Genomic DNA, 20,514 nt, shown 5'->3' with positions numbered 1-20,514 from the left:
AGTAGTCGGGGTCGGCTCACGAAAGGGAAAAATCGTACGCTAAGCCGGTCGTAGCGGCCCTAAATTTGCCACGCTCGACTACGAGGAGGTTTGCGAAGCAACAGGATCAATATCGCCGAGTCGCGCGATGAAGCGGACATAGGCTAACTCGCTGAGCAGCTCGATAAGAGTTTGCGTAACGACGATGGCAGGCAATACGGGTATGGCCCCAGGCACAGCGAGAGCAAGCGGCAACACGACAAGGGAATTTCGAGTGCCTGCGCTGAAAGCGATGGCTCGGCCGGCGGGGGCATCAAGGCGGAACAGCCGGCTGATGCTCCATCCGATCAGGGGGGCGATCACAGCAAAGGCGATATAGAAGGGAATCACACCCAAGGCCGCATCGGTCGCGGAGCCGAGGCGCGGCACCACGGCCGCGACGACGACGAATAGGACAAGGGCGGTCGCTGGTACCGGCAATAGACCAAGTGCCGCTGAGGTCTTTTCACCGGCCAGGCTTCGAGCCGCCCATAGTTGCACAAGCCCAGCAAGAGCGAGTGGAACCGCGATCAACCAGACGAAGGCATGAACGAACGGGCCGGGCTGCACGAGGGTTGCGGCATCGTTCCCGAGAAGCAGGCCGAGATAGACCGGCAGCAGCAGCATTTGCACAACCAGGAGCGCAGGGGTTGCCGCCAGTAGCAGCCGCGCATCGGCACGACCGAGGTGCGAGAACGTAACCACGTAGTCAATGCAAGGCGTCAGCAACACCAGCAGCACGCCAAGCCTCACCATAGGGTCCGATGGCAGGAATTGCACCAATACGGCCACCACGAGCGGCGTTACGATGAAATTGGTAATGAGCAGTGCGGCAAGGAACCGGCCGCGACTGAAGGCCCGGCCAAGGTCGGCCAGGGGCACTTGCAGGAATGTCACGAACAGCATGAGTGCAAGCGCCGGGTTGACGCCACCCTCAAGCGCTGCCGTGCCGGGTACGAGCAAAGCGACAAGCGCAGCCAACACAACGGCCGCGAAGTAAATGCCGACTTGGTGCCTCTCGAATATTTCCCGGATGTCTTGCATGTCTGTATTTCGCTCCTTTGTGTCAATTTGAAGCATACCCTAACCTGGCGTCAGACCAGCCGACGCGAAAGCGTCAGGATAGACTTGCTTTCCGAATTGATTGACACACGCCACCAAGGGTCATAAATTTCTTCCTGACACATTGTCCTCAGGAGTACACCTTGAACGGTCAGCGCATCGGCTACGTCCGCGTCAGCAGCTTCGACCAGAACCCGGAACGCCAGCTCGAGCAGGTTTCGGTGGACCGGCTGTTCACTGATAAGGCGTCGGGCAAGGACACCCAGCGTCCTGAGCTGGAACGGCTGCTCGCCTTCGTGCGCGAGGGCGACACCGTGGTGGTGCACAGCATGGACCGCCTGGCGCGCAACCTCGATGATCTGCGCCGCCTGGTGCAAAAGCTCACCCAGCGCGGCGTGCGCATCGAATTCGTCAAGGAGAGTCTGACCTTCACCGGTGAGGACTCGCCGATGGCGAACCTCATGCTGTCGGTGATGGGCGCGTTCGCCGAGTTCGAGCGGGCGCTCATCCGCGAGCGGCAGCGCGAAGGGATCGCGCTCGCCAAGCAGCGCGGAGCCTATCGGGGGCGCAAGAAGTCTCTGAACAGCGAAAAGATCGAGGAACTGAAACGGCGCATCGCGGCGGGCGAGCAGAAAGCCAAGCTCGCCCGCGAGTTCGGCATCAGCCGCGAAACGCTTTACCAGTACATGCGAGAAACCTGACCATGCCTCGCCGTTCGATCCTGTCCGCTGCCGAGCGCGAAAGCTTGCTGGCGTTGCCCGATACACAAGACGAACTCATCCGACACTACACCTTCAGCGAATCCGACCTGTCACTGATCCGCCAGCGGCGCGGTGAGGCCAACCGCCTGGGTGTCGCGGTGCAGTTGTGTTTGCTGCGCTTCCCCGGTCAGGGCCTGTTACCGGACGCTGAGGTGCCGAGGCCCCTGCTGCAATGGATCGAACGGCACCTGCGACTCGATCCGGCATGTTGGCCGCAATATTCCGAACGGGAGGAGACCCGGCGCGAACACCTGCTCGAACTGCGGGCGTACCTGGACATGGAGCCGTTCGGCTTGGGGCACTATCGCCAGGCTGTTCATGCCACGACCGCACTGGCCTTGCAGACCGACAAGGGCATCGTGCTGGCCGGCAGTGTCCTCGACTCCCTGCGGCACCAACACATCATCTTGCCGACACTCGATGTGATCGAGCGCGTCTGCGCCGAGGCGATCACCCGCGCCAACCGGCGCATCTACGACGCCTTGGCCGAACCGCTGTCGGACGCGCATCGCCGCCGCCTCGACGATCTGCTCAAGCGCCGCGAGAACGGCAAGGCGACCTGGCTGGCCTGGCTGCGCCAGTCACCGGCCAAGCCGAACTCGCGGCACATGCTTGAACACATCGGACGCCTCAAGGCATGGCAGGCGCTCGATCTGCCTTCCGGTATTGAGCGCCTGGTACACCAGAACCGCTTGCTGAAGATCGCTCGCGAGGGCGCCCAGATGACGCCCGCCGACCTCGCCAAGTTCGAGCCGCAGCGCCGCTACGCCACCTTGGTAGCGCTCGCCATCGAGGGCATGGCCACCGTCACCGACGAAATCATCGACCTGCACGATCGCATCCTGGGCAAGCTTTTCAACGCCGCCAAGAACAAGCATCAACAGCAGTTTCAGGCATCCGGCAAGGCGATCAACGCCAAGGTGCGCCTGTTCGGCCGCATCGGCCGGGCGCTGATCGAGGCCAAACAGGCGGGCAGCGATCCGTTCGCCGCCATCGAGGCGGTCATGTCGTGGGACGCCTTCACGGAGAGCGTCACCGAGGCGCAGCGGCTCGCGCAGCCCGAGGACTTCGATTTCCTGCACCGCATCGGCGAGCACCACGCCACGCTGCGCCGCTACGCGCCGGAATTCCTCGACGTGCTCAAGCTGCGAGCCGCGCCTGCCGCCAAGGATATGCTCGACGCCATCGAGGTGCTGCGCGGCATGAACCGCGACAACGCCCGCAAGGTGCCCGCCGATGCGCCGACCGACTTCATCAAGCCGCGCTGGCAGAAGCTGGTGATGACCGACACCGGCATCGACCGGCGCTACTACGAGTTGTGCGCGCTGTCGGAGCTGAAGAACGCGCTGCGCTCCGGCGACATCTGGGTACAAGGCTCGCGCCAGTTCAAGGACTTCGAGGACTACCTGGTGCCGCCCGCGAAATTCGTCAGCCTCAAGCAGGCCAGCGAATTGCCGCTGGCCGTGGCCACCGACTGCGATCAGTACCTGCGTGACAGGCTGACACTGTTGGAAACGCAGCTCGCCACGGTCAACCGCATCGCGCTGGCCAACGAACTGCCGGACGCCATCATCACGGAGTCGGGTCTAAAGATCACGCCGCTCGATGCGGCCGTGCCCGACACCGCGCAGGCGCTGATCGACCAGACGGCGATGATCCTGCCGCACGTCAAGATCACCGAACTGCTCTTGGAGGTGGACCAATGGACGGGCTTTACCCGTCACTTCACCCACCTCAAGTCGGGCGATCTGGCCAAGGACAAGAACCTGCTGCTGAGCACGATCCTGGCCGACGCAATCAACCTCGGCCTGACCAAGATGGCGGAATCCTGCCCCGGAACGACCTACGCCAAGCTGGCCTGGTTGCAAGCCTGGCACATCCGCGACGAAACCTACGGGGCGGCGCTGGCCGAGCTGGTCAACGCGCAGTTCCGTCACCCCTTCGCCGAGCATTGGGGCGACGGCACCACCTCGTCGTCAGACGGCCAGAACTTCCGCACCGGCAGCAAGGCCGAGAGTACCGGCCACATCAACCCGAAATACGGCAGCAGTCCAGGGCGGACGTTCTACACCCACATCTCCGACCAGTACGCACCGTTCCACACCAAGGTCGTCAACGTCGGTGTGCGCGACTCGACCTACGTGCTCGACGGCCTGCTGTACCACGAATCCGACCTGCGCATCGAGGAGCACTACACTGATACGGCGGGCTTCACCGATCACGTCTTCGCGCTGATGCACCTGCTGGGCTTTCGCTTCGCGCCACGCATCCGCGACCTGGGCGACACCAAGCTCTACATCCCGAAGGGCGATGCTGCCTTTGAGGCACTGAAGCCCATGATCGGCGGCACGCTCAACATCAAGAACGTCCGTGCCCATTGGGACGAAATCCTGCGGCTGGCCACTTCGATAAAGCAGGGTACTGTGACGGCTTCGCTGATGCTCAGGAAGCTCGGCAGCTACCCGCGCCAGAACGGCCTGGCCGTGGCCCTGCGCGAGCTGGGGCGCATCGAGCGCACGCTGTTCATTCTGGACTGGCTGCAAAGCGTCGAGCTGCGCCGCCGCGTGCATGCCGGGCTGAACAAGGGCGAAGCCCGCAACGCGCTGGCCCGCGCCGTGTTCTTCAACCGGCTGGGCGAAATCCGCGATCGCAGTTTCGAGCAGCAACGCTACCGGGCCAGCGGCCTCAACCTGGTGACGGCGGCCATCGTGTTGTGGAACACGGTCTATCTGGAGCGGGCGGCGAACGCCCTGCGTAGCCACGGCCAAGTCATCGATGACAGCCTGTTGCAGTGCCTGTCGCCGCTGGGCTGGGAGCACATCAACCTGACCGGCGATTACCTCTGGCGCAGCAGCGCCAAGATCGGCGCGGGCAAGTTCAGGCCGCTACGACCGCTGCAACCGGCTTAGCGTACGATTTTTTCCGTTTTCTGAGGCGACCCCAACATAGAGCTGGACCTCGAGGAATATGACCATATCGTCTCGATGCTGTATGAGGCGGCGCTCGACAGCCGCCGGTGGGGAGAAGCGCTCGATCTGTTCAGGTCTCTCTTCCAGGCCAACTACGTCACCCTGATCCTTCGCGGCCCCGATGCGAGCAACCTCGGGATGATGATCGCGGTGGGGCTGGAGGGGGCGGACAAGGTGAGTTACCTGCCTTATGGGCACACCACGACGCCCTTCGTTAACCAGCCCGCAGACAAGGTTTTCACTGTCGAGGACCTGATGACGGAGGCGGAATGGCGGCGCACGCCCTACTTCCAGCACTGGTGTGCGCCCAACGACGTCTTCCACGTGCTCGGAGCGGACATCTCCACGCCTGATTCGGGCAAGCTGCGTTTCCGTATCACGCGCGGCGAGGCCGCTCCTAAATTCAGCGCGCTGGATCGTGCACGGTGTGAGGCCTTGCTGCCTCACCTGCGCAGGGCGCTGCACATCCACAACCTCATCGATCGTAGCGAGTCGCTCGGCACGCTTTACTCGCAGGCGATCGGCCGCCTGTCGGTTGGCACCATCCTGCTCGACGAGACCGGCAAGGTGCTCGAGCAGAACCTGGTCGCGCGCGAAGTCCTGGCTCAGAACGACGGCCTGAAGCTGGTCGGCGGCCGGCTCGAGGCCTCCTATCCGAGTGACAACCGCGAGCTGCAGCAGCTCGTGCGCAGTGCCTTCGCGCGCAACGCAGGGGATCCGGTAAGCATCGCCTCGGCCATGTCGGTGTCACGGCCGTCGGGTCAGGTGAGCCTTGGCGTGGTCGTGGAACCGGTTCCGTCCCAGGAATGGGCCGAAGGCAAGGGGCAACCGGCGGTGGTCGTCTACATCCGCGATGCGGCAGGCAAGTCGCTCGCCAGCACCGCGGCCGCAAAGCAGCTCTTCAACCTGACGCCAGCGGAGACGGCATTGGCGATGGAGCTCGCCAACGGCCTGTCTCTGGAAGAGGCGGCGGAAGCGCTGAACATCCGCCGCAACACCGCGCGTGCGCACCTTCGGTCGATCTTTTCCAAGACCGGCGTGCGGCGTCAGACCGAACTGGTGCGGATCATGTTGAACAGTGTCGCGGCGCTGAGCCGGAACCGCTGAGCTGCAGGCTCCCGGCGTGCCGCGTGCCCGGGAGCCTGCCTTTCGCTAGGCTCGCTCAGCGCAGCGGCCCGAGGTAGGCGCCCGAACCGACGAGATAACCGCCCACGCGCACGATGTAGGCGCGCTTCTTTTCCACTTTCTGGCTCGCCGGGTTGCGCCAGGCATATTCGACCTCGCCTTCGCCCTTCCTGCGTGCGATGTCGAGCATCTCGCGCACGAAACGCCGGCCGTTCGCATCGGTGAGGTCACCCACCTTGCGGCCGATCATGCGCGGGTTGGCGCCGTTGGCATACATCAGCTCGTCGTCGAGACCGATTGCGAACACGTACAGGTCTTCCTGCACGAAACTGTCGCTGGGGTTGTTGAAGCGGTCGAAGGCAGCAGTGCCGCGCTGCTTAAGCTCGTGGACCGCGCGCCACACCATGGATTTCGCAAGCTCCAGCGAAGCATTTGGCACGTAGTAGCCGACCACCAGGATGCGGTCGCCCACCGTGCGGTAGCTCGCGATCTTGTATTCATTTCGGCCACGCACCGGGTTGAGCCAGCGGTACTGCACCTGTCCGCTTGCGCGGGTCTGCGCTCCGTCCAGGATTTCGCGGAAGAACGGCCGGCCGTCGCTGTCCGTCATGTCCCGGACGTTGCGCCCGATCAGCGTGGACGACGCGCCGCCGCTGGCGAGAAAAGTGCCGTCCCTGCCCAGCACGTAAACATAGAGATCGCCGGCCTGGAAATCGCTGGAGCGGCTGAAGGCCGCCAGCGCCTGGTCGCCCTTGTCGCGCAGGAAGGCTTCGGCGCGGTCGAGGAGGGCCTGGGTACGGGCCGCCTCGGCGGTCTCCGCACCCATCGCGACGGATGCTTGGTCCGCTGCGCCACCTGCGGATGCGGCGAGCAGACAGGAGAATGCCAGGGCGAGCGAGACGACGACGGGGCGGTGCACTTTCATGATTGGTGTTCCCGAATGGTTTCTGCTCATCGATCGTGTGTGCTGGGATTGTACGGCTCGTCAACAGGACTCGTGTTAGTCCGGGCGGACGATGCCGGCGCGAGCGACAAGAAGGGATACTCGGTCGGATCGTGGGGTCAGCCGCCCCCGAGTCAGCCAACGACGCCGCTGAGCCCATTTCCGGCGCGGTGTGCGGCGGAACCAGTCATCATCACGCCGGTGTGCGCCGGCCAAATATCGGGAGTCGTCAATGTCCGTCACCGTCGTCACCGGCTCGGCATCAGGGATCGGGGCCGCAATCAGCGAACAGTTGAAACGAGCCGGACACCGCGTCATCGGCATCGATCGCCAGCAGGCCGACATCGTCGCCGACCTGTCCACCGCCGAAGGGCGCAAGGCGGCGGTCGCCGCGTCACTGGATGCCTGCGGCGGAGTGCTCGATGGCCTGGTGTGCTGCGCCGGTCTCGGCTCCACCGCACCGTCGAGCAGCCTGATCGTATCGGTTAACTATTTCGGCATGAGCGAGATCATGGACGGCCTACGTGACGCCCTTGCCCAGGGCAGCCGGCCGGCCGTGCTGCTAATCGGCTCGGTCGCTTCCGTGCAACCGGGCATGGACAAGCTGCCGATGGTGGCGGCGATGCTTGCCGGCGACGAGGCCGGCGCATGTGTCCAGGCCGATGCGACGGGCATGACGCACGCGGCTTATGCGTCGTCGAAATTCGCGATTGCCGTCCATGCGCGTCGCCGGGCGGTCGAATGGGGCGCGCGCGGCATCCGGGTGAACGTGATCGCGCCTGGCGCGGTCGAGACGCCCTTGCTCAAGGCCTCGTTGGACGACCCCCGCTTCGGCGAAGCGACGCGCAAGTTCGTCTCGCCACTCGGCCGCAACGGCAGCCCTGAGGAGATCGCGCGTGTGGCGACCTTCCTGCAGTCGGAACAGGCGAGCTTCGTCAATGGCACCGTCGTCTTCGTCGACGGCGGCATGGACGCAATGATCCGCCCCGACCGGTACTGACGGATTCTTCCGCCCGCCGGCGAGGCGGTGAGCGTGTTCTCGCCGGCGTGGCCGAGCGATGCAAATGATGGAGGGATGGCAATGAAGAAGGTGGCTTTCATTACCGGGGCGAGCCGCGGCATCGGCCGCGAGACTGCGCTGGCCTTGGCCCGTGCGGGCTACGACGTGGCGATCAGCGCGCGCACGATGGAAGAGGGCGAGACGCATGCGCATGCAATCGCCCATGCGGACGGCTCGCCGCTCGCCGGCAGCCTTGCGTCGACGGCGAGCGCGATCCGCGCCCTCGGCCGCGAGGTGTTCGCGGTGCGCATGGACCTGCTCGACGAGCAGTCAGTGCGCAGTGCTGCCGCCCAGGTACTGGAGTATTTCGGTCGGGTGGATGTGCTGGTGAACAATGCCATCTACCAGGGAAAGGACCTCAATCTCCCCTTCATGTCGCTGGGGCACGAGACGCTGCAGCGCGTGTTCCAGGGCTATGTGATGGCGCCGGTGGCGCTGACCCAGGCCTTTCTGCCAACCATGCTGGGGCAGGGTGGGGCGACGATAATCAACGTCACCTCCGGCGCGGGCGAGAGCGACCCGCCGGTTGCCGCGGGCAAGGGCGGATGGGGCTATGCCTATGGTGCCGGCAAGGCCGCGGTGTCGCGCCTGTCTGGCGTACTCGTGGCGGAATTCGGCGACCAGGGAATCCGTGCATTCACCATCAATCCAGGGGTGGTGACGACCGAGGCGCTGCGCGCCACGATCGGCGACAAGGGCGTCATCGCGTTGCGCAATGGTTCGGCCCCGCCTGAAATTCCGGCTGCAGTGATCCGCTGGCTTGCGACGACCCCGGAAGCGGCCCGTTTCCAGCGGCGGACCATCCAGGCGCAGAGCTTCGCGCTCGAACAGGGCATCGTTTCGGACTGGCGCGTCGCGGCAGCCGAACAAAGCTGATCGGCAGGCAAGGAAACGAGTGGGAGGGCGAACATGAGCGTCGAACGCGAATCGATGGAATTTGACGTGCTGATCGTCGGCGGCGGCCCCGCGGGGCTGGCGGCGGCGATCAAGCTCAAGCAACTGGCCGCGGCCAAGGGGCAGGACGTCTCGGTGTGCCTGATCGAGAAGGCCGCCGAGATCGGTGCCCACATCCTGTCGGGCGCGGTGATGGATCCGCGTGCGCTCACCGAGCTGATTCCCGACTGGAAGGACAAGGGCGCGCCGCTCAGGACCGCCGTCACCGAGGACAAGGTGCTGATGCTCTCCGAGACCGGTGCGCGCGCAGTGCCGCACGGCCTCACGCCCGATTGCCTGATCAACCACGGCAACTACATCGTGCGCCTGGGCAACGTGGTGAAGTGGCTCGGCGAGCAGGCCGAGGCGATGGGCGTGGAGGTCTACCCGGGCTTTGCCGGCGCCGAGATCCTGTTCGATGAGGCGGGCGCGGTGAAGGGCGTGGCCACCGGCGACATGGGCGTGGGCCGCGATGGCGAACCGGGCCCCGCCTACCAGCCGGGCATGGAGCTGCACGCCAAGTACACCCTCTTTGCCGAAGGCTGCCGCGGCCACCTGGGCAAGCAGCTCGAGGCGAAGTTCAATCTCAGGGACGGCGTCGATCCGCAGACCTACGGCATCGGCATCAAGGAGCTGTGGGAAGTGAAGCCCGAGAACCATCGCCCCGGCCTGGTGGTGCACACCGCCGGCTGGCCGATGGACAACGCCACCTATGGCGGCGGCTTCGTCTATCACCTCGAGGACAACCTCGTCGCAGTGGGCTTCGTGGTGGGGCTGGGCTACAGCAACCCGCACCTGTCGCCCTTCGAGGAGATGCAGCGCTACAAGACCCACCCCGAGATCCGCAAGTACCTCGAAAGCGGCAAGCGCCTGGCCTATGGCGCGCGCGCCATTGCCGCCGGTGGCCTGCAGAGCCTGCCACGGCTGATCTTCCCGGGCGGGGCGCTGATCGGCGACGACGCCGGCTTCCTCAACGCCGCGCGCATCAAGGGCAGCCATGCGGCGATCAAGTCCGGCATGCTCGCCGCCGATGCTGCCTTCGAGGCGCTCATGACGCAGCGCCAGCGCGATGCGCTCACCGCCTATCCGTCGGCCTTCCAGGATTCCTGGCTGCACGCCGAGCTGCACCAGACGCGCAACTTCAAGCCCTACATGAAGAAGGGCCTGTGGCTGGGCTCCTTCCTGTTCGGCGCCGAGCAGAAGCTCTTCAAGGGCAAGGTGCCCTGGACGCTGCACAACAGCGCCGACCACCTCGAACTCCGGCCCGCGGCCGAGTGCGCGAAGATCGCCTATCCCAAGCCCGACGGCGTGCTGACTTTCGACCGCCTGTCGTCGGTGTTCCTGTCCAACACCAACCACGAGGAAGACCAGCCCTGCCACCTGCAGCTCAAGGACCCCTCGGTGCCGATCAGCGTGAACCTGGCGAAATACGATGCGCCCGAGCAGCGCTACTGCCCGGCCGGGGTGTACGAGATCGTAGTGCCTCAAAGTAATTCTCACGGGTGAAGGTGCAGGCCATACGCCTTAAGAAACAGAGCGTTAACTTCTTACAGCCCCACTCGCATGATGCAGTTACACCGGCTACATTTTTTTGGGCAAATTAAATGTGTCGGCGGGATGCTGGTTCCGATTAACTCTCAAACAAATTCATGAGACGAGCGGATGGGTGGTAAACAAGCACTGCCGCCGAAACTCGATGGAGTGAGGGCTCAAGGCCTAATGTTGGTACGAGACGTGATCGGAACCAGTTCACAACCCAGCGCCGCGAGTACGGAGGCACTCCGGATATGGCTCTGATCGCCTTGGACCACCGCATCGTCTCAGCATGGAACGCGGTCGCAGGAGACGGCTTTCATACTCAACGATTACTGGAAGCCGGGTCTAGATGCTTAAGATGCTCTTTCAGCAACACTAGGAACCTGCTCGAGGACTCAACCGCTGCTAGTAATGCCTCCGGCTCAAAAGCCCTCGTAGCGTGTGCAAGTATCTTCAACTTCGGCTTTGGACCAAGTGAAGACTTGCCGGAACGGATCGTTGCGATAGTGTTGTGTTGAACTTCGAGAAACTTGGCTAGTTCGGCATCGGTTCGATGGCCGAACGCGATCTTAGTAGCTTCCAACAGTGCGACGTTTGGGTCTTCAGCGTTCTCCCTCAACGCTTTCTTGATGAGTTCTGCTACCAACTGGTTGTTGAACTCCACCAAAACCTTCGCAAGATTCTCCGGAAGAATCGACTCAAGGATGGATCGCGCCTTCAGGAACCCGATGTGATCGAGCACTCTTAGCCTTGGAACGAGGCCGAGTCGTCGTTTCCCTGCCCGCACCGCATATAAAAGCGACTTATCAATCTCGAGCCAAGCGGCAAGTTGCGCATCGTTCTTTATCCCGAAACCACGTAGCAAGACGTCGAGAAGTGCAACCTCATCCGAATTCTTGGTAGCAGCCTCTCCCTGATCCGTGTAAGGTGACGTCACCGACGTCACCTTTTCCTGTTCACCCCTAGCGGGAAAGCAGTTTTTGGATTCAGTTCGTCTAGGCATTCTCCGCTTATAGGTAAAGCAAAACGCTTTTTAATTATACATTAAGCCGGCCTAGGGCGCAATACTGGCCCACCCCCTGCTGAGAAGAACACAACGGAGGAGCGCTACTGTGTCGAACGATTCTCATCAGAGTCTCGCGACAGAACACGAGATTCGCGACAGCGTCGCAGATCTCCGCGACGCTCTCTCCGGTGACAACGTGCTGCCCAACATCTGGGGCTTCTATTCCCCCAAGAATCAACGGCTACTCACCTTACTAGGCGACGTAGCGTTCATTCAAGCAGTAATTCTAGAGGGCGACTCAGCCGTTATTTCGTATTCCGTTGAAGGCGACATGACAGCCCCAGAAGATCAAGCCTATGGGCGTATCCTCGCAGCGCAGAAATACGATGGCGAGATCGAGTGGCTACTATGTTGCCGATATGAATCAACTACCAAGTCGAAGGCGACACAGTTCAGAAAAAACGTGGAGAGAGAACGAGAACGAGCTGCAGGAGCAGGGTGGCGCTTTTTCATTCGCACCGAGAAAGATCTAATGCCTAGAATGACGGAGTTCTGGAATTGGCTTGCTCTATGCTCCGCGATGACTCGAGCAAGAGACTTCAACAAGCAAAAAGAGATATATGCACTGAAATCTCACCTGGCAGACCACAAATCATCCACGTTCGAAGATGCGATGCGCATCGAGGGCGTAGATCCCGCGTTAATCGTAGCGGTGGTAGCAAATCAACTTGCTACGGGGTTGCTCAAATGCGACCTTGTGAATCAGTCATTGAACGGACGAACAAGTTTTTGGGAAGACGAGAGCACAAAATGCGTTCCCCAAACAACAAGAAAACAAGATACAGACTCTTCTACTAGCCCCATTAAAAACATCCTTATGAGGAACCGACGCACCTCACCGATACCCGAAATGTGGCTCGACATCGCCTCCTGGCCAGCCCCAAATATCGATCATCTCGTCGATTCTGACGAGTATAGGAGAAAAAGAGAGGCTGTCGAGATGTACTTCGGGAACCACGATTTTACTAGGATAAAAGCGCAGACAGGATTAAACGAGGACTGGTTAAGGGTGCTCGTAAAGAAATGCCTGCATCCCCATGTGGATGGTCGCATTCATGGCTTTAGGGCGCTCGTACGCTACTCGCGGACAGCAGGTTACAGGCGACAAGCCCCTTTACCTTCGTCGAACCTTCATGAGGGGCGAAAAGGAGGATATGCGGGCGCAATGACCGCATTGTTCCAAAAATATCCAGATCTTCTCAATCTTATCGAGGCGCAAGTATTAAAGAAGCGTCGGGAAGTCTGTGATAACCAACTGATTGGAAACGTCCGTTGGATAGACCTAAAAGCTGCAGTGCATACCTTCCTTCGTGGGAGAGGCGTTAAAGACTCGGAGTATCCATTCAATACTCGCGATCAAGGATACGCGACGCTTTCTCAGATAGGCAGATCCCTTCTATTCAAGCACCCCACGAAATTCATCAAGTCTCGCTTTGGTAGCGACGCCGCCCGATTCTCAGGGAAGCGGAGTGGAGAACTCTCGCTCATCCACCCGACGGCTCCCTTTCAGGTGCTAGAGGCGGACTTTCACAAGCACGACAGCGCCACGACGGTCGAAATTGATACACCAATAGGAGGGGTTGTCGATGCGCTGGTTCCAAGGTTTTGGATCGGCTGCGCCGTTGATGTTTTCGACCGCGCAATCATAGCCACGAGCGACTCATTCGAACCACAGACCACCGACTCGTGTGTTCTAGATCTTATTGACGCGTGCATTGCCCCTCCAAAACCTATCGCTGAACTTACCGAATTCAAGGGGTGTGTGGATGGCTACTGGCAACCCAATCAGATTCTTCCCCAGTTCGCTTGGCATGGATGGGACATCATAAAACTTGATCGAGCATGGGCTCACAAATCTAGTAATGCCATTTCGAGACTAATTGCCACATCAGGTAGCGCTGTATGTTACGGCCGCCCGGGAGAATGGTGGGCTAGGCCAATAGTCGAACGTACATTCGGCGAACTAACTCAGCGTGGATCGCAGCGTCTATCCACGAGCTACGGCACGGGGCCAGCGGATCCGCATCGCCAAATGCCTGAAGAAAAAGCCAAGGCTACAAAATTGCGCCGTTGGGAAATATGCGTTTTTGCGAAATCTATAGTGCGTGAAATAAATAGCACAGTGAAAGAGGGCAATTATTGGGAAACCCCACTCTCAATCCTTAGGCGGTGCGACTCTGACAGCAGGTATTTCCCAAGACCGCTTCCACTCCAACGCAAGACCGATCGACCAACTCGATGGGTGTCTCTTTCGGTAAGAGTGGACGCGTATCCGCAGAAAGGAATTGCACCGAGTGTAAGAGTGAATGGCTGTCGATACTATGGAGATGAACTCCATGATGCGTGGCACTTGATGGGGCAGTTCATAATAATTGAAATAGCTCGGGACGATATTAGAATTGCTCGTGCAATCGACCCAAAGAATGGGGATATTATTGGTAAATTAGCGCCAGAAAAAAAATGGCGAATATTCTCCATGACTTGGCAAAACTTCATTCTGCTTCAGAAGTTTGGTCGACTTAAACGCAACCACAGTCGGCCCGAAAGCGTCACCAATGATTTTATTAAAAATCGCCAGGAGAAACTATTTGGAGGCGGGACAAAAAGCCCCGCTGAAGCAAAGAAAGCAGCGTCCGATTTAGATAGAATTAAAAAGGAAACTAGCCTAGATGACGATACTGCTTCGATGAGCATGGATTCGGCAAATCAAGGCACCGTGGAACTAAAAGAGAATGACGTTGCTTCGAAAGAGGAAAGTCCCTCTAGCTCAAATCTAGTCAGTCTACTTAATCCAGCGCCTGAAATTAGATCATTCTCTAGAAAGTAATTTGCAGTTTCTGAGGGCTTAGACACATCATGGATAAGAGTGCTAGTTTCGACTCGGATGCAACGGAACTCCAGAAGGAATTACTATTACTAGGCCCAATTTTCGAGAAGCTGGTTTTCACCTCCGATCCACTGCGAAAGACATATGAACAGTTGCGGCTTGTAGTTTATCTCAAGGTGCCGGGCTGCTGGCTTGCAGCTGCACGTGGAAGAGGAAAGACAATCGCAATCGAGTACTGTGCCAGAAGACTGCGAGCGGAGATTCCAGGGCTTCCGGTTTTTATTATAAATGAACAGATTCTGCCGGGTAACGAACTTAGATCATTCTTCATTAGAGCATTAGCTGAGTCTGGGCACGACAAGCCTGTTTCTCGAGACACTACGGCCCTGCGACATAGACTTCCAATGTATTGGGCAGAACTCTCAAGATACAGCCCGATAGGCTGTGTAGTCGTCCTTCTGGACGAGTGTCAATCGATGCGAGATCTTGATATGTTCTTGATGAAGGATTTGTCGAATGAAATCGCACGGATGGGCGGGTCTCTAATGACCATTGCGTTCGGGGAAAGCCCGAGTTTTGAAGCGCTAATAAGTCAGAAGACAGCACTGATGAACGACAACGGCGCCGTCGATCGACTTTTCGGTGGACGTCAACTTAAGCTCTTCGGATACGAGAGTGAGTCGGACTGGGTCTCACTTTTTTCGGAAATGGATTCGATGATATTCGAAGAACTTGGAAATCGTTCGATAGCGCAAGCGTATTTTTCCCATATGGACATGAGTGCTCTGAGGTTAGCTAACGAGGCGGTTCGGTTCTGTAAGGCCCTGAGGATGGCGCAAGGAAGGACTCCATTGATAGAAGCTAATCTTAGACGGGTATTTGTGGGGATCAGACACGCAATGGTGACAACGGCGTTGAAGTCGATTGATAAAAGACTGACATCGATTACTGAGATACCAATTGAAACCTGGAAAGAGGGGCTCGACTTTGCGATGAATTCAAAATGAGCAAGCCAAGATCAAAGGCTTTAGGCGTCGATAACGCGGAAGCTTATCATCTTACTGGTTTTAGGTACTCTCCATTACCCTATGAGTCGACCTATTCTGCTCTTATGAGACTCGCGTGGCTTAATGCATTTAATCTTAGGGATTTAATCCACTATTGCATTGGACTGAAAAGAAGTGCGCCGTGGAACAGAGACATGGGATTTCCGCGATGGATAAAAACTGAACTTTTATATCAATCGACTGGGTGGGCTCTTCCGAGCGCTATTGAGCGGGAAATAAATATAAAATTTGGGCGTCGTTTCTATAGTTTATTTTCATGCTCGACGCTTAAATACTGCCCGATATGCTTTCAATCGTTGTATCACTCTTTTTGGTTTCAATTGGATAATCTGCACAGATGCCCAATACATCATTGTAGCTTAAAGAAAGTTTGCATGCATTGCGGTAGTGAAAGCCCACCCTATCGGTTCGAGCGGGAAGTCTTCGATCACCCATATCTTTGCAGATTTTGTGGAAATACGTTCTTTGGGGCTCCTTTGGAAATCGAACTTCACTTGGAGATGCGGAATAACATCGCTTTGCTGCAAGCCGCGTTCCGAGATTATCACCTGTGGCTAGAGCGCTTTGATCCGGAGAAACTCGCTAGCTTATGGCCCGATGATGAAATGCCAGATTGGTCAAATTGGTGTGACGTTTCGGGAATTCGTCTTCATTATATAAACCAGATCTCGAAGATGCCCTTGGAGATTGCCCCGAATCCTCGCAAAGACTTGACTGTGCTGTGCTGGAAAATAAGGATGCTCGACAACGGGAAATGGATCCGTCGCAATAGGTTGGTTTATCAAAACCGTGGCGATATGTTAAAAACTTTGAATGTTTTCCTGCGTCACATAAAGCCATGGGTGTTTATTAATGTTTCGGATGAAGAGCAGAGAAGTATTGAGTCCAGGTTTATAAAGGAGGATTTTCACGACCCGCAAGCGTATGATCCTAAGCATCTTGCGTATCTACTTGTTGCACATACGCTTCAATGGGGGTTTGGCCCGCGGAAGGGAGAACTTGGCTTCATGGATGACTGGTGCAATCGTGTTCCGAAGGTCGCGTATTGTGCATATCTTTATAGTATCTATGCGGGCCTGTACCACAAATTACGCCGCCTGAGGCGCCGACAAGAAGTCGCTAGACATCACCATTTATGCTTTATTGTCGAAAACTATTCAATCATTCTTTCTGACGTGAGCGACGAGGGGGTGCATTTTGGTAGAACAATATTCCCGACGATTGACGGATTGCCGATTTTGTTACGTTTTGGGTCGTAGAGAAAGCTCCCGCTAAGAACTGCGCAACGTGAAAACTCAGTGCCTGACATTACAAACAGGAAAGTTAGTAACGGTGACATAGCCTAAAAAAAGGCGCGGCACTCAGCGATGAGTCACCAGGGCCATCGCACTCGAATGACATGCACTTCCTGAAGATCTTCAGAAGATTCGTTCACGTTCAATAGGTTATGCAGCCATCTTGTGAACCCTCTCGAAAACGCGTCTACTCTCGTCCTTTGGGCGATGGAAATGCGCGGAGCGGGAGTCAGTCTGATGGAGAAACTCAGTGAGCTTGAAGATCCGCGTCAGCCCAGCAACGGCACCCGCCACGACTTCCGGGAGATCCTGGTGATCGCGGTGTGCGCCATGCTCTCGGACGCCGACAGCTTCGAGGACATCGCCCTGTGGGGTCGGCTCAAGGCCGCCTGGCTGCGGCGCTTCCTCGTGCTCGAGAACGGCATCCCTTCGCAGGACACGTTCCTGCGCGTATTCCGAGTGCTCGACCCGAAGCTGTTCGAAGCGGTGTTCCGGCGTTGGGTGGGCGGGATCGTTGGCGCACTCGAGGGCATGGTGGCCGTCGATGGCAAGACGCTGCGCCGTTCGGCCGATGGCGATGCGCCGCCGGTGCATATGGTCAGCGCATTCTCGACCGAGCTTGGGTTGGTGCTCGGTCAGGAGAAAGTGGCCGGCAAGAGCAACGAGATCACCGCCATTCCGGAGCTGCTTGAAGCCTTGCACATCAGAGGCTTGCTCGTGAGCATCGATGCCATGGGCTGCCAGCGCGAGATTGCTGCGAAGGTGATCGAGAAGGGGGCGGACTACCTGCTCGCGGTCAAGGGCAACCAGCCCACGCTGCATCAGCAGGTGCGTGATTTGATCAGCGATACCCAACTCGCCAACGACGGCTTCAAGCACGTGGACAAGTCCCATGGCAGGACGGTGATGCAGCTCAGTTGGGTTGCCGCCAGCGGCAAGGAGATTGACCCCGAACTCTGGCCCGGCTGCAAGACGATCGGCTGCGTCGTCTCGCAACGCGTGGTCGGCGACAAGGTCGCTGAGCTGGAAGAGCGCTACTACATCAGCTCGCGCAAACTCACCGCCGAGGAGTTGGCCAAGACCGTGCGTTCCCACTGGGCCATTGAGAACCGCCTTCACTGGATGCTCGATGTCTGCTTCGGCGAGGACGACTGCATGATCCGCAAGGACAACGCACCGCAGAACCTCTCGCTGCTCAAGAAGATCGTGCTGAACCTGATTCGCGCGGACAAGACCGACACCGCCAAGACGAGCCTGCGGCTCAAGCGCAAGCGGGCGGCTTGGGATGACGATATCCGTATGAAAATGCTGGGGATTCATCCGTTATGACTTTCGAGTGCGATGGCCCTGGATGAGTCACCGGCCATCAAGGCGGGTAGTGCGGATGTCCCGTAAAAAGCATCACACTAACATCTCTATACCGGGATCGCGGCAAAGTTGACGGCGGTCGCAGCGACGGAGACGACAGCCCCAGCACGGTTGACGGCGGCGGCCGAGGACCATGGGGAGGGCGAGAATAATTCGAAGTGAGGGGAGCAAGGGCACGAATAAACCCATACGTATGTATGCGTGTGGTTTCATCATATCGTGGCTCTGGAAGCGGGAGCCGACTTGTCGGCCTGACCTGACGCTCACCATCTGCCTCGACTCGCGATCAACGGCAGCTATGTGGATGCGGTTTCCAACAGCGGCAGCCGGCCATCAGCGGACGCAGGGAGGACTTCCCGCAACCGGCCGTTCGATGCGGCACCGATGGCCTTCACGCAGGGGTAGTGAATCCGCCAGGATTGACTTGCGCTGCCCTACCTCTCACTAGAGAGGGGCGGCAGCGCATCAAGCGGTGAGCGCACTCCGGCACCGCCAACTTTCAGCACATGCGTGTAAATCATCGTCGTGGAGACGTCGGAATGGCCGAGCAGGTCCTGCACGGTTCGAATGTCGTAACCACTGCGGAGCAAGGCCGTCGCGAACGAGTGGCGCAGGGTATGCGGTGTGGCGGGCTTCGCGACACCTGCTGCTTCCACGGCACGTTTGAAGGCGCGCTGAAAGGTCTGGTCGTACATGTGATGGCGACGCACGACACCGCTCCGTGGGTCGGTCGAATGTGTGTGCTGCGCAAAGACCCAGAACCACGGCCAAGAATGCCCGGCGCGCGGATACTTCCGCTCAAGGGCGTCGGGAAGCGCAACGCCGCTGCGGCCCTCGGCCTGGTCCTTCAGCCACCATGCCCGGGCACGCGCCAGCTGCTCGCGCAGGCCGGGCGCCAAGCTCTCGGGCAACATCAATGCCCGATCCTTGGAGCCCTTGCCCTCCCGCACGATGATCGTGCCGTGATCGAAATCCAGATCCTTGACCCGCAGTTGCAAACCCTCGCTGATCCGCATGCCCGTTCCATACAGAAGCTGGGCGAACAAACGATGCTCCCCTTCCAGAAAACCGAGGATGCGAACCACCTCATCCGGGGTCAGCACGACCGGCAAGCGTCGCGACGGCCGAGGTCTTCCGATCTCCTGAAGCCAAGGCAGATCCGCGCACAGCACCTTGCCGTAGAAGAACAGCAAGGCCGCCAATGCCTGCCGATGCGTGGATGCCGAAACCTTACGCTCGTTCGCCAGCCAGGACAGGAATGCCTCGACTTCGCTGCTGCCCAAGGTTGCCGGGTGACGCACACCGTGGAAACGGATGAAGGCACGAACCCAGTGGACATACGCCTGTTCGGTTCGTAAGCTGTAATGCAAGTAGCGTATGCGCTCACGCAACTGGTCCAGAACCTTGACCGAACGCAGCGGTGGTAACGGTGCAGTGCTGGTTTTCATGGCTTATTAAGACTGTTTTTTTCTACAGTCTATGCCTCGGACATCCAAGCAGCAAGCGCGTTACGCCGTGGGTCGATGTGTGATGTTATGGAGCAGTAACAATGTTACGCAGCAGTGCAGTCGCCAGAAAACAAAGTTGGGCAACACAAGCAACAGGAGAATTGACCTATGAATACGATTGCTAAAGCGATCTCATTGGCAGCGCTGTTTTTCGCCTTAAATGCTTATTCGGCAGCACCTTGCGACTGTACGGCGGCTGGATGGATTGGAGAGTGTATTGCGACGCTCCAAATTAGAGGTACATGGGTAAAAGTTAGTACAAATGTCCAACAGTGCAGCCGGGTCGACTGGTTTGTAGATGACGAAAAAATATCTCAAATGACCATTGTTCTGAACGGTAGTGAAGTTGAAGATGTTTCACCTAGAAAGCCTAAGGCCGTTGTCGCACAGAGTTGCAAGGTATGCAAAGACAATAGAATTCCTGTTGCCTCACGTGACACAGCGCCATCGGATCAGCCTGCCCAGCAAAGTAGAAAATCTCCATCAACTTCACTGTTTTCTGGAACATGGAAAGTATCGGGCACGAACAGTCTCGGCTATGCGCAAAAAGGGGAAATGACCTTTACTCCGATAGATGACCATCGAATGAAAGTATCCTCCTTATGGGAAATTGCAGGTAATTCTTGGTCATCAACTGGAGAGGGCACGGTCGACGGGAAAACTCTTCGATTTTCGATAGGTCAGGCAAATTGCTCGGTAACGCCAACTACTGAAAACGAATTGGCCCAACAATGCACTGAACTTGGCACAACAGGCACGCACCGCCTTATCCGCCAATAGTGCTGTTTACGCCCAACCCGGCAGTCGAGCGGACCTGCGCGAAAAGCCGCGCAGTCCGCTCACTTCTACGTTGAACTAAACCGCTGACGCGGTGGCCGCGAACCCAAGCGCCACCGCGTTTTTCATGACGTCTGCGACGACGACCTACCTTGAAACCGGGGATGTCCCCGCGTTCAAGGAGAAGTGTCATGAGCCC

The 20,514-nt window shown here is 58.6% G+C and carries 14 protein-coding genes and 1 pseudogene; 11 read left to right on the top strand and 4 right to left on the bottom strand.

Going from position 1 to position 20,514, the window contains the following annotated elements:
• Positions 1 to 78 precede the first annotated feature (78 nt).
• Complete coding sequence (locus tag GH664_RS15560) at positions 79 to 1,062, bottom strand: arsenic resistance protein (RefSeq protein WP_034928702.1); 984 nt, start codon at positions 1,060 to 1,062, stop codon at positions 79 to 81.
• Positions 1,063 to 1,223: 161 nt separating this feature from the next.
• On the opposite strand from GH664_RS15560, the gene GH664_RS15555 reads away from it, so the two are divergent.
• The 3 genes from GH664_RS15555 to GH664_RS15545 all read left to right on the top strand — a co-directional run bounded on the left by GH664_RS15555 (position 1,224) and on the right by GH664_RS15545 (position 5,917).
• Positions 1,224 to 1,781, top strand: coding sequence for a recombinase family protein (locus GH664_RS15555; protein ID WP_034928705.1), 558 nt, complete (start codon positions 1,224 to 1,226; stop codon positions 1,779 to 1,781).
• Between the two features lie 2 nt (positions 1,782 to 1,783).
• Positions 1,784 to 4,750: a Tn3 family transposase gene (locus GH664_RS15550; protein ID WP_096453049.1), complete on the top strand. Its 2,967-nt coding sequence runs from the start codon at positions 1,784 to 1,786 to the stop codon at positions 4,748 to 4,750.
• A gap of 75 nt (positions 4,751 to 4,825) precedes the next feature.
• Complete coding sequence (locus tag GH664_RS15545; RefSeq protein WP_153169001.1) at positions 4,826 to 5,917, top strand: helix-turn-helix transcriptional regulator; 1,092 nt, start codon at positions 4,826 to 4,828, stop codon at positions 5,915 to 5,917.
• A gap of 55 nt (positions 5,918 to 5,972) precedes the next feature.
• Here the strand turns inward: GH664_RS15545 and GH664_RS15540 are convergent, their stop codons facing one another.
• Positions 5,973 to 6,860 (bottom strand): cache domain-containing protein, encoded by an 888-nt coding sequence (locus tag GH664_RS15540; protein ID WP_153169000.1) that lies wholly within the window; start codon positions 6,858 to 6,860, stop codon positions 5,973 to 5,975.
• Between the two features lie 250 nt (positions 6,861 to 7,110).
• Between GH664_RS15540 and GH664_RS15535 the strand changes: the two genes are divergently transcribed.
• From GH664_RS15535 to GH664_RS15525, 3 genes and pseudogenes are all read left to right on the top strand, one after another.
• Positions 7,111 to 7,878, top strand: a complete 768-nt coding sequence (locus GH664_RS15535) for an SDR family oxidoreductase (protein WP_153168999.1) — start codon at positions 7,111 to 7,113, stop codon at positions 7,876 to 7,878.
• A gap of 81 nt (positions 7,879 to 7,959) precedes the next feature.
• Positions 7,960 to 8,814 (top strand): SDR family NAD(P)-dependent oxidoreductase, encoded by an 855-nt coding sequence (locus GH664_RS15530; protein WP_153168998.1) that lies wholly within the window; start codon positions 7,960 to 7,962, stop codon positions 8,812 to 8,814.
• A gap of 33 nt (positions 8,815 to 8,847) precedes the next feature.
• Positions 8,848 to 10,350, top strand: a pseudogene (locus GH664_RS15525) (4Fe-4S dicluster domain-containing protein); the annotation flags it as partial.
• A 379-nt stretch (positions 10,351 to 10,729) separates the two neighbouring features.
• Here GH664_RS15525 and GH664_RS15520 read toward each other — a convergent pair.
• Positions 10,730 to 11,344 carry a hypothetical protein gene (locus GH664_RS15520; protein ID WP_153168997.1) on the bottom strand — a complete coding sequence of 205 codons (615 nt, stop codon included), beginning with the start codon at positions 11,342 to 11,344 and terminating at the stop codon, positions 10,730 to 10,732.
• A 175-nt stretch (positions 11,345 to 11,519) separates the two neighbouring features.
• Here GH664_RS15520 and GH664_RS15515 point away from each other — a divergent pair, with 175 nt between their 5' ends.
• The 4 genes from GH664_RS15515 (at position 11,520) to GH664_RS15500 (ending at position 17,991) form a co-directional block, all read left to right on the top strand.
• Positions 11,520 to 14,300 carry a hypothetical protein gene (locus GH664_RS15515; protein ID WP_153168996.1) on the top strand — a complete coding sequence of 927 codons (2,781 nt, stop codon included), beginning with the start codon at positions 11,520 to 11,522 and terminating at the stop codon, positions 14,298 to 14,300.
• Between the two features lie 29 nt (positions 14,301 to 14,329).
• Entirely contained in the window at positions 14,330 to 15,307 is a 978-nt protein-coding gene (locus tag GH664_RS15510; RefSeq protein WP_153168995.1) for a hypothetical protein, read from the top strand.
• Positions 15,308 to 15,843: 536 nt separating this feature from the next.
• The gene (locus GH664_RS15505; RefSeq protein ID WP_153168994.1) at positions 15,844 to 16,626 is read left to right on the top strand and encodes a hypothetical protein; all 783 of its coding nucleotides are present in this window, start codon (positions 15,844 to 15,846) and stop codon (positions 16,624 to 16,626) included.
• A gap of 273 nt (positions 16,627 to 16,899) precedes the next feature.
• Positions 16,900 to 17,991: an ISAs1 family transposase gene (locus GH664_RS15500; RefSeq protein ID WP_153169056.1), complete on the top strand. Its 1,092-nt coding sequence runs from the start codon at positions 16,900 to 16,902 to the stop codon at positions 17,989 to 17,991.
• A gap of 473 nt (positions 17,992 to 18,464) precedes the next feature.
• Here the strand turns inward: GH664_RS15500 and intI1 are convergent, their stop codons facing one another.
• Complete coding sequence (gene intI1 / locus GH664_RS15495; protein ID WP_153168993.1) at positions 18,465 to 19,478, bottom strand: class 1 integron integrase IntI1; 1,014 nt, start codon at positions 19,476 to 19,478, stop codon at positions 18,465 to 18,467.
• 168 nt (positions 19,479 to 19,646) lie between these two features.
• On the opposite strand from intI1, the gene GH664_RS15490 reads away from it, so the two are divergent.
• Positions 19,647 to 20,318 (top strand): hypothetical protein, encoded by a 672-nt coding sequence (locus GH664_RS15490; RefSeq protein WP_153168992.1) that lies wholly within the window; start codon positions 19,647 to 19,649, stop codon positions 20,316 to 20,318.
• Positions 20,319 to 20,514 lie beyond the last annotated feature (196 nt).

It is taken from the genome of Thauera sp. 2A1 (genome assembly GCF_009469595.2).
Classification (GTDB): domain Bacteria; phylum Pseudomonadota; class Gammaproteobacteria; order Burkholderiales; family Rhodocyclaceae; genus Thauera.
Note: the sequence above shows the minus strand (reverse complement) of the source record. Positions and strands in the feature narration are given on the sequence as shown.

Coding starts and splice junctions, on each gene's coding strand:
- GH664_RS15560 (WP_034928702.1), bottom strand. CDS start 1,062: ATGCAAGACATCCGGGAAATATTCGAGAGGCACCAAGTCGGCATTTAC.
- GH664_RS15550 (WP_096453049.1), top strand. CDS start 1,784: ATGCCTCGCCGTTCGATCCTGTCCGCTGCCGAGCGCGAAAGCTTGCTG.
- GH664_RS15545 (WP_153169001.1), top strand. CDS start 4,826: ATGCTGTATGAGGCGGCGCTCGACAGCCGCCGGTGGGGAGAAGCGCTC.
- GH664_RS15540 (WP_153169000.1), bottom strand. CDS start 6,860: ATGAAAGTGCACCGCCCCGTCGTCGTCTCGCTCGCCCTGGCATTCTCC.
- GH664_RS15535 (WP_153168999.1), top strand. CDS start 7,111: ATGTCCGTCACCGTCGTCACCGGCTCGGCATCAGGGATCGGGGCCGCA.
- GH664_RS15530 (WP_153168998.1), top strand. CDS start 7,960: ATGAAGAAGGTGGCTTTCATTACCGGGGCGAGCCGCGGCATCGGCCGC.
- GH664_RS15510 (WP_153168995.1), top strand. CDS start 14,330: ATGGATAAGAGTGCTAGTTTCGACTCGGATGCAACGGAACTCCAGAAG.
- GH664_RS15500 (WP_153169056.1), top strand. CDS start 16,900: ATGGAGAAACTCAGTGAGCTTGAAGATCCGCGTCAGCCCAGCAACGGC.
- intI1 (WP_153168993.1), bottom strand. CDS start 19,478: ATGAAAACCAGCACTGCACCGTTACCACCGCTGCGTTCGGTCAAGGTT.
- GH664_RS15490 (WP_153168992.1), top strand. CDS start 19,647: ATGAATACGATTGCTAAAGCGATCTCATTGGCAGCGCTGTTTTTCGCC.